At 65.1% G+C, this 7,935-nt stretch carries 6 protein-coding genes; 5 read left to right on the top strand and 1 reads right to left on the bottom strand.

Features of this window, described 5'->3' with window-relative positions:
• The 4 genes from PF446_RS04040 to PF446_RS04025 form a co-directional block, all read left to right on the top strand.
• The coding region (locus PF446_RS04040) for an NADP-dependent isocitrate dehydrogenase (protein ID WP_298069961.1) at nt 1-2,139 on the top strand (2,139 nt) is incomplete at its 5' end.
• 85 nt (nt 2,140-2,224) lie between these two features.
• Nucleotides 2,225-2,890: an NYN domain-containing protein gene (locus tag PF446_RS04035; protein WP_298069960.1), complete on the top strand. Its 666-nt coding sequence runs from the start codon at nt 2,225-2,227 to the stop codon at nt 2,888-2,890.
• 90 nt (nt 2,891-2,980) lie between these two features.
• Nucleotides 2,981-3,919 carry a methyltransferase gene (locus PF446_RS04030; RefSeq protein WP_298069959.1) on the top strand — a complete coding sequence of 313 codons (939 nt, stop codon included), beginning with the start codon at nt 2,981-2,983 and terminating at the stop codon, nt 3,917-3,919.
• Nucleotides 3,920-3,971: 52 nt separating this feature from the next.
• Nucleotides 3,972-4,508: a pseudouridine synthase gene (locus tag PF446_RS04025; protein ID WP_298069958.1), complete on the top strand. Its 537-nt coding sequence runs from the start codon at nt 3,972-3,974 to the stop codon at nt 4,506-4,508.
• A 33-nt stretch (nt 4,509-4,541) separates the two neighbouring features.
• Here the strand turns inward: PF446_RS04025 and PF446_RS04020 are convergent, their stop codons facing one another.
• The gene (locus tag PF446_RS04020) at nt 4,542-5,351 is read right to left on the bottom strand and encodes a TatD family hydrolase (RefSeq protein WP_298069957.1); all 810 of its coding nucleotides are present in this window, start codon (nt 5,349-5,351) and stop codon (nt 4,542-4,544) included.
• 95 nt (nt 5,352-5,446) lie between these two features.
• Between PF446_RS04020 and hrpB the strand changes: the two genes are divergently transcribed.
• Nucleotides 5,447-7,935 (top strand): ATP-dependent helicase HrpB (hrpB, locus tag PF446_RS04015; protein ID WP_298069956.1); only part of this gene is annotated, 2,489 nt, incomplete at its 3' end.

Genomic DNA, 7,935 nt, shown 5'->3' with positions numbered 1-7,935 from the left:
GCCGGCGTTGCCCTGGAAACACGCGACATTTCGCTGGCTGCGCGCATTCTTGCGCAGTTCCCCGATGAGCTGAACGACGCGCAGAAGGTCCCCGACGACCTTGCCGAACTGGGCGCGCTGGTCAAGAAGCCTGAGGCCAACATCATCAAGCTGCCCAACATCAGTGCCTCGGTGCCGCAGATGAAGGAGGCCATCAAGGAACTGCAGAAGCAGGGCTACGCCTTGCCGGACTATCCGGACGAACCGTCCTCGGAGCAGGAAAAAGCGCTGCGTGAGCGTTACGACAAGGCCAAGGGCAGCGCCGTCAATCCGGTGTTGCGCGAAGGCAATTCCGACCGGCGCGCGCCGAAATCGGTCAAGGCTTTTGCCCGCAAGCACCCGCATCGCATGGGCGCGTGGAGCAGCGATTCGAAGACCCACGTTGCGCACATGCAGGAGGGCGACTTCTACGGCAGCGAACGCTCGTGCACCCTGGAGCAGGCCGGAAGCCTGAAGATCACCCTGCACGCCACCGACGGTTCCGAGACGGTATTGCGGGAAAAGCTTGCGGTGCAGGCGGGCGAGATCGTCGACGCGGCCGTGTTGCAGCGCAGAGCGCTGGCCGCTTTCGTCGACGAGCAGATCGAGGATGCGCGGAAAAAGGGCGTGCTGTTTTCGGTGCACCTGAAGGCCACCATGATGAAGGTCTCCGACCCGATCATCTTTGGTGTCGTGGTGAACGAGTTCTACAAGAGCGTGCTGGACAAGCATGCCGATGCGCTTGATCAAGTGGGCTTCAGCGCCAACAACGGCCTTGGGGACCTGTATGCGCGCATCAAGGACCTGCCGCAGGACCAGCAGGACCGGATCAAGGCCGACATCGATGCGCTCTACGCCGAGCGCCCGAAACTGGCGATGGTCAATTCCGACAAGGGCATCACCAACCTGCACGTTCCCAGCGACGTCATCATCGACGCCTCGATGCCGGCGATGATCCGTGACTCGGGCAAGATGTGGAATGCGCAGGGCGAGCGGCAGGACGCCAAGGCGCTGATCCCCGACCGCAGCTACGCGACCATCTACCAGGCGGTGATCGAGGACTGCAAGCTCCATGGCGCCTTCGATCCGGCGACCATGGGCAGCGTGCCCAACGTGGGGCTGATGGCGCAGAAGGCCGAGGAATACGGCTCCCACGACAAGACCTTCCAGATGCCCGCCGACGGGACCGTGCTGGTCACCGACGCCTCGGGCCAGGTGGTGTTCGAGCATACGGTGGAGGCCGGTGACATCTGGCGCATGTGCCAGGCCAAGGACGCCCCGGTGCGCGACTGGGTCAAGCTGGCCGTCAGCCGTGCCCGCGCCAGCGGGACTCCTGCCGTGTTCTGGCTCGACCCCGAACGTGCCCACGATGCCCAGATCATCTCCAAGGTCGAGCGTTATCTGGAGGACCTGGATACCGAAGGTCTGGACATTCGCGTATTGGCCCCGGTCGCCGCGATGCATCTTTCGCTGGAGCGCATTCGTGCCGGCAAGGACACCATTTCGGTGACCGGCAATGTTCTGCGCGACTACCTCACCGACCTGTTCCCGATCATGGAGCTGGGCACCAGCGCCAAGATGCTGTCGATCGTGCCGTTGATGGCCGGTGGAGGGTTGTTCGAGACCGGTGCCGGCGGCTCTGCACCCAAACACGTGCAGCAGTTTGTCGAGGAAAACCATCTGCGCTGGGATTCGCTGGGTGAGTTCCTGGCGCTGGCGGCCTCGCTGGAACACCTGGCCGAGCGCTACGACAACGCCCGCGCCGGCGTGCTGGCCCGCAGCCTGGATCGCGCCACCGGCACCTTCCTGGATGAGAACAAGTCGCCCTCGCGCAAGGTGGGTGAGCTGGACAACCGCGGCAGCCATTTCTACCTGGCGCTCTACTGGGCCAGGGCGCTGGCCGAACAGGACGACGATGCCGAGCTGAAGAAGGTGTTCGGCGAACTGGCCAAGGCTCTTGGTGATGGGGAAAAGACCATTGTCGACGAGCTCAACGAAGTACAGGGGCAGCCGGTCGAGATCGAGGGCTATTACCTCCCGGATCTGGACCTCGTGGGCAAGGCCATGCGTCCCAGTGAGACGCTCAACCGTGCGCTGGAGGTGCTGCGCAAAAAAGTATGACCGAACCATGCCGGGTTCGCCCAACCGTAGCTTAGGGCGGGTCCGACACATCAATGACCACCTATGCCTGTTATGGAACATCCTTATGATGCGTACCGCCATCCTCATCGACGGGGCGTTTTTTCTCGCCCGTTTCCGCAAGGTCTACAGCGACCGCGACGCCAATGATCCGCGTGTTGTGGCCAAGACGGCCTTCACCATGGCCATCGAGCACATCCGCGCGCTGGACCGGCCCAAGGACGCGCTATACCGCATCTTCTTCTACGATTGCGAGCCGCTGGACAAGGTCTTCAAGCGGCCGGTCAGCGGCAGCGACATCGACTTCGGCGACAGCGCCATGGCGCACTTTCGCTGGGATTTGCATGACAACCTGCGCCGCCAGCGCAAGATGGCCTTGCGACTGGGTCGACTGGCCGATCGCGGCGGTGAATGGCAGCTCAAGCGCAACAGCCTGCTGGCGTTGCGGGAGGGATCGTTGGTCTGGAACGACCTGCGCGACGACCACTACGAGCTGGACATGCGACAGACCCAGGTGGACATGAAGATCGGCATCGACATTGCTGCGTTGGCCTACAAGCGACAGGTCGACCAGATCGTGCTGGTCGCGGGCGATGCCGACTTCATCCCCGCGGCCAAGCTGGCCCGGCGTGAGGGCATCGACTTCATCCTGGATCCGATGTGGCAGGGCATTTCTTCCGATCTCAACGAGCACGTCGACGGTCTGCAGTCGGTCTGTCCGCGCCCGTTCTGATCAATAGGTTCATCCATCGGTCATGACGACCGTACATGCTAATCTGCCCCTGCCATGAAGGCTGGTGTGAGCTTGTCGAGGGATAGGTCCATGAAGAAACTCATCGTACTGTGTCTGGTTGCGGGGCTTTCCGCGTGTGGTTCCTCGCAGCAGTCGTCGGTGTCCGCGCCGGCGCCAGCCACGACTGCTGCGCGTGGGGCGGCCATGGCCAACGACGAGCCCAACCAGCTCGTGCCGCCGACCAGCGCCGGGCAGATGTCGGCCCAACGCATCCGCGCGGTGGTGTCCGGTGCATGGCGTCCGTCCTCGGACAAGGCCCGCGACCGCTACCGGCATCCCGTGAAGACTCTCGAGTTCTTCGGTATCCGTCCGGACATGACCGTGATCGAGATCACGCCCGGTGGCGGCTGGTATACACGCATCCTGGCGCCATTTTTGCGCGACAACGGGCAGTACATCGCCGCGGAATTCACGCCCCGGTCCGGCAAGGAGGCGCAACAGGACGATAGCGCGCTCAAGCAGCTGCTCGACTCCAAACCCGGGATCTACGGCAAGGCACGGATCATCCAGTTCGATCCCACCTCGCCGGTGCTGGGCCCCCCGGGCTCGGCCGACATGGTGCTGACGTTCCGCAACGCCCACAACTGGGTGCAGGCAGGTACGGCTAAGCTGATGTTCAAGGCGTTCTTTGCGGTGCTCAAGCCGGGAGGCGTGCTTGGGGTGGTCGATCATCGCGCCGCAACCGGGGCCACGCTTGACCAGGTCAAGGGCAGCGGCTACCTGCCGCAGAGCGCGGTGATCCAGATGGCCGAGAAGGCCGGATTCACCTTGCAGGCAAGTAGCGACATCAACGCCAATCCCGAAGACACCAGGGACTATCCCAAGGGCGTGTGGACGCTACCGCCGACGCTCGCGCTCGGCAACAAGGACAAGGTCAAATACGAGGCCATCGGCGAATCAGACCGCATGACGTTGCGTTTCGTGAAGCCGACCATCCCATCTGACGCCGACACGTCAAGCGGCGGCTGACCCGTTGCGCGCGGGTGCCCAAGCTTGCGCGCCGTCGTTCGTCTCCATCCGCATGCTGATCGCGCTCAACAAACCATTCGGCGTCCTGTGCCAGTTCACCGACCGTGAAGGTCGACCCACGCTGGCCGACCATGTGGCGCAAGAGGGGGTGTATCCGGCCGGTCGTCTGGACCGTGACAGCGAAGGCCTGCTGTTGTTGACCGACGACGGTCCGCTGGCGCACCGGTTGACCGATCCACGCCACAAGCAGCCCAAGACCTATCTGGTGCAGGTCGAGGGGACGCCCTCGGCGGACGCACTGGCGCAACTGGAGCGCGGGGTCGGGCTCAAGGACGGCATGACCCGTCCGGCCGATGTCCGCCTGCAGGCCAGTGCGCCAGGCTGGCTTTGGTCGCGTGATCCACCGGTACGCTTTCGCAAGCACATTCCTACGGCCTGGCTGGAACTGACGATCCGTGAGGGACGCAACCGTCAGGTACGGCGCATGACGGCCGCCGTGGGCCTGCCGACCTTGCGTCTTGTACGTGTGCGCGTGGGCGATATCGAACTTGGCACGCTGCAACCCGGCGCGTGGGTGGAGATTGCGTAATTTCCACAGGGACGAAGCAGGTTAAGCAGCTGCTTAACCTGCTCCGTCCCCATGGTACGGCAGGTTGAAGAAGGCGGCGGCGGTCGCGGCCGTGTGCTTTGCCGTGGTCTGCACATCCTCGCCGCGGTCGCGCGCCAGCTCTTCGCAGATGTGCTTCAGGTACATCGGCTCGTTGCGCCGGTGCGACGGTTTTGGACGCACGCTGCGCGGCAGCAGATAGGGGGCGTCGGTCTCGATCATCAACCGGTCGGTCGGTATTTCACGCACAAATTCGCGCAGGTGCATGCCGCGACGCTCATCGCACAGCCAGCCGGTGATGCCGATATGGCAGTCCAGGTCCAGATAGTCGAACAAGGCTTCGCGGGTATCGGTGAAGCAGTGCACAACCGCGGCGGGTAGCCGGTCGCGCACGCCGCGCAGCAACGCCAGAAAGTCCGCGTGCGCGTCACGCTGGTGCAGGAACACGGGCATGCCCAGATCCACGGCGATGGCCAGCTGGCGTTCGAACACGACCAGTTGCACGTCGCGCGGGGAATAATTGCGGTGGTAGTCCAGACCCATTTCGCCAAGGGCACGGATCTCGGGTTCGACTGCCAGTTCACGCAGCTGTGCATCGGTGGCGTCGTCGTAGTCGATTGCATGGTGCGGGTGAACGCCAGCGGTGGCGTACAGCACGCCGGGATGTCGCCGCGCCAGTTCCAGTGCCTGCACGCTGCCTTCGCGGCTGGCGCCGGTGACAAGCATCTGCATCACCCCGTTCTCGTGCGCGCGCTGCAGCACGGCGTCGAAGTCGTGGGCGAAGGATTCGTGGGTCAGGTTGGCGCCGATGTCGATCAGGTGCATGGGCTGGCTGTACGGTAAAACGCACATTTTGGCAGGACCGGGGGCGGAGGGCGTTAAGCTGCTGCTTAACGCCCTCCGTCCCCATTTGCGCAGGCATGAAGTTTCCGATTTCTCCGTTGTTGCCCCAGATCCTCGAAGCCTTGCAGACCGGCACGCGCCTGGTGCTGGAGGCACCGCCCGGCGCGGGCAAGACCACGCAGGTGCCGCCGGCGTTGCTGGACGCACCGTGGCTGCAGGGGCGGCGCATCCTGGTGCTCGAGCCGCGACGCATTGCCGCGCGCGCAGCGGCCGAATTCATGGCTATGCAGCGCGGAGAAGCGGTGGGAGAAACCGTGGGTTACCGCATGCGGTTCGAGTCGCGCGTTTCCGGAAAAACCCGCATCGAGGTCATCACCGAGGGCTTGTTGGCGCGCCGTATCCAGGACGATCCAGAATTGTCCGATGTCGGGGTCATCGTATTCGACGAGTTCCACGAAAGGCACCTGGCCGGTGACCTGGGTGTGGTGCTGGCGCTGGATGTGCAGGCGAGTCTGCGCCCCGACCTGCGCCTGCTGGTGATGTCGGCCACACTGGACGGCGAACGCATTGCGCAGTGGCTTGAGGCGCCGCGACTGTCGAGTCCGGGGCGCAGTTGCCCGGTCAAGGTGCAGCACCCGCCGGAGCGGCCGCAGGAATCGCCGATGCAGCACCTCGTGCGCAGCGTGAAGCTTGTGATGGCCGAGCTTGTTGAAGGCGACGTGCTGGTGTTTTTGCCCGGTCGCCGCGAGATTTCCCTCGCCTCGCGCCTGCTGCAGCAGGCACTTGCCGGCGACGTGCAGGTGCTGGTGCTGCATGGTGAATTGGCGCTGGCCGACCAGCACGCCGTTTTGTCACCGGATGCCGATGGCCACCGCCGGGTGATCCTGGCCACCAATGTGGCCGAATCGAGCCTCACGCTTCCGGGTATCCGCGTCGTGGTCGATAGCGGGCAGGCGCGCGTACCTCGGTTTGATCCCAACTCCGGGTTCACCCGTCTGGAGACCGTGACCATCTCGCAAGCCTCGGCTGACCAGCGTGCCGGACGTGCGGGTCGCGTGGCGCCGGGCATGGCCTTGCGGCTGTGGCCGCAAAGCATGCGAATGGAGCCCTCGCGAGCGGCCGAGATCACGCAGGCCGAGTTGTCCGGACTGGCGCTGGAACTGGCGGCCTGGGGCAACGATGACCTGCGGTGGCTGGATCCGCCGCCATCCGGTGCGCTGGCGCAGGCGCGCGAGCTGCTGCGCCAATTGGGGGCGCTGGATGCCGAAGGACGCCCGACTGCGCTGGGGCGCGACATGCATGCCCTGGGTGCGCCGCCACGCCTGGGCGCCGCCGTGGCGCGTGCAGCGCCCGCGCAGCATGCGTTGATGGCCGACCTGCTGGCATTGCTTGATGCGCGTTCGCCATTGCGCGGCAATGCCGGTCGCAGCGACGATTTTCGTTCACGCCTGGCTGCACTGCATGCCTGGCGTGATGGTGGCGCGCAGGCGGCGCGCCGGTTCGGTGCCGATGTCGGCGCGCTGTCGGTGATCGAGCGCGCCGCGCGCGGCTGGCGCCAGCGACTGGGCGTGCGCGGCGGAGCCAGCGGTACACCACACAGTCATGCGGTGGGTGACCTGTTGGCGCATGCCTTTCCCGATCGACTGGCGCGTCAGGTCCCGGGGCAGCCGCTGCGCTACCAGCTCAGCAATGGCCGCGGTGCGCGTCTGCACGAACAGACTGCGCTACAGGGCGAACCCTGGCTGGTCGCGCTGGACCTCCGGCTGGAGACCCGGGACAGCCTGATCCTGGCGGCCGCACCGTTTGATCCGGACCTGCTCGAACGCGACTATCCCGAGCGCTTTCATTCGGTGCGCAACGTGCGCTGGAACGAAGAGCGCGATGCCGTCGAGGCGTTCGAGGAACAGCGTTTCGATGCGCTTGTGCTGTCGCGGCGGAGCGTGCCGGTACGTCCCAAAGATGCAGTCCCGGCCTTGCTGTCGCGCGTGCGCGAGCGGGGCCTGGATGCACTGCCCTGGAATGCATCGACGCGCCGTCTGCGCGGGCGCGTGCAGGCCTTGTCTGCATGGATGCCGGAACTGGGCCTGCCTGACCTGTCCGATAAGGCGTTGCTGGAGACCCTGGAAATCTGGCTGGGGCCGTTCCTCGCGGGAAAGCGGCGACTGGGTGCCCTGGCAGCGGACGAACTGGCGCAGGCGCTGCTGGCGCCGTTGGACCATGCCCAGCGCCAGCAACTGGATATTCAGGCTCCGGAAAAACTTACCGTGCCCAGCGGCATGCAGCGCGCGCTGGAATACATGCCGGACGCGCCTCCGGTGCTGGCGGTGAAGCTGCAGGAGCTGTTCGGGCTGGCCGACACGCCGCGCGTGGCCGGCGGCCGGGTACCGGTGACACTGCACTTGTTGTCACCGGCAGGTCGACCGATCCAGGTGACCCAGGACCTGGCCGGCTTCTGGGAACGCACTTATCCGGAGGTGAAAAAGGAGCTCAAGGGGCGCTATCCCAAACACCCATGGCCAGACGACCCCTGGTCGGCCACGCCCACGCATCGCGCCAAGCGACGCGG

Source organism: Oleiagrimonas sp. (genome assembly GCF_027858935.1).
GTDB lineage: Bacteria > Pseudomonadota > Gammaproteobacteria > Xanthomonadales > Rhodanobacteraceae > Oleiagrimonas.
Note: the sequence above shows the minus strand (reverse complement) of the source record. Positions and strands in the feature narration are given on the sequence as shown.

What these genes read in the sequence shown, in the direction of transcription:
- PF446_RS04020 (WP_298069957.1), bottom strand. Translation starts at nt 5,351, where the DNA reads ATGCACCTGATCGACATCGGCGCCAACCTGACCCACGAATCCTTCGCC.
- PF446_RS04035 (WP_298069960.1), top strand. Translation starts at nt 2,225, where the DNA reads ATGATGCGTACCGCCATCCTCATCGACGGGGCGTTTTTTCTCGCCCGT.
- PF446_RS04025 (WP_298069958.1), top strand. Translation starts at nt 3,972, where the DNA reads ATGCTGATCGCGCTCAACAAACCATTCGGCGTCCTGTGCCAGTTCACC.
- PF446_RS04030 (WP_298069959.1), top strand. Translation starts at nt 2,981, where the DNA reads ATGAAGAAACTCATCGTACTGTGTCTGGTTGCGGGGCTTTCCGCGTGT.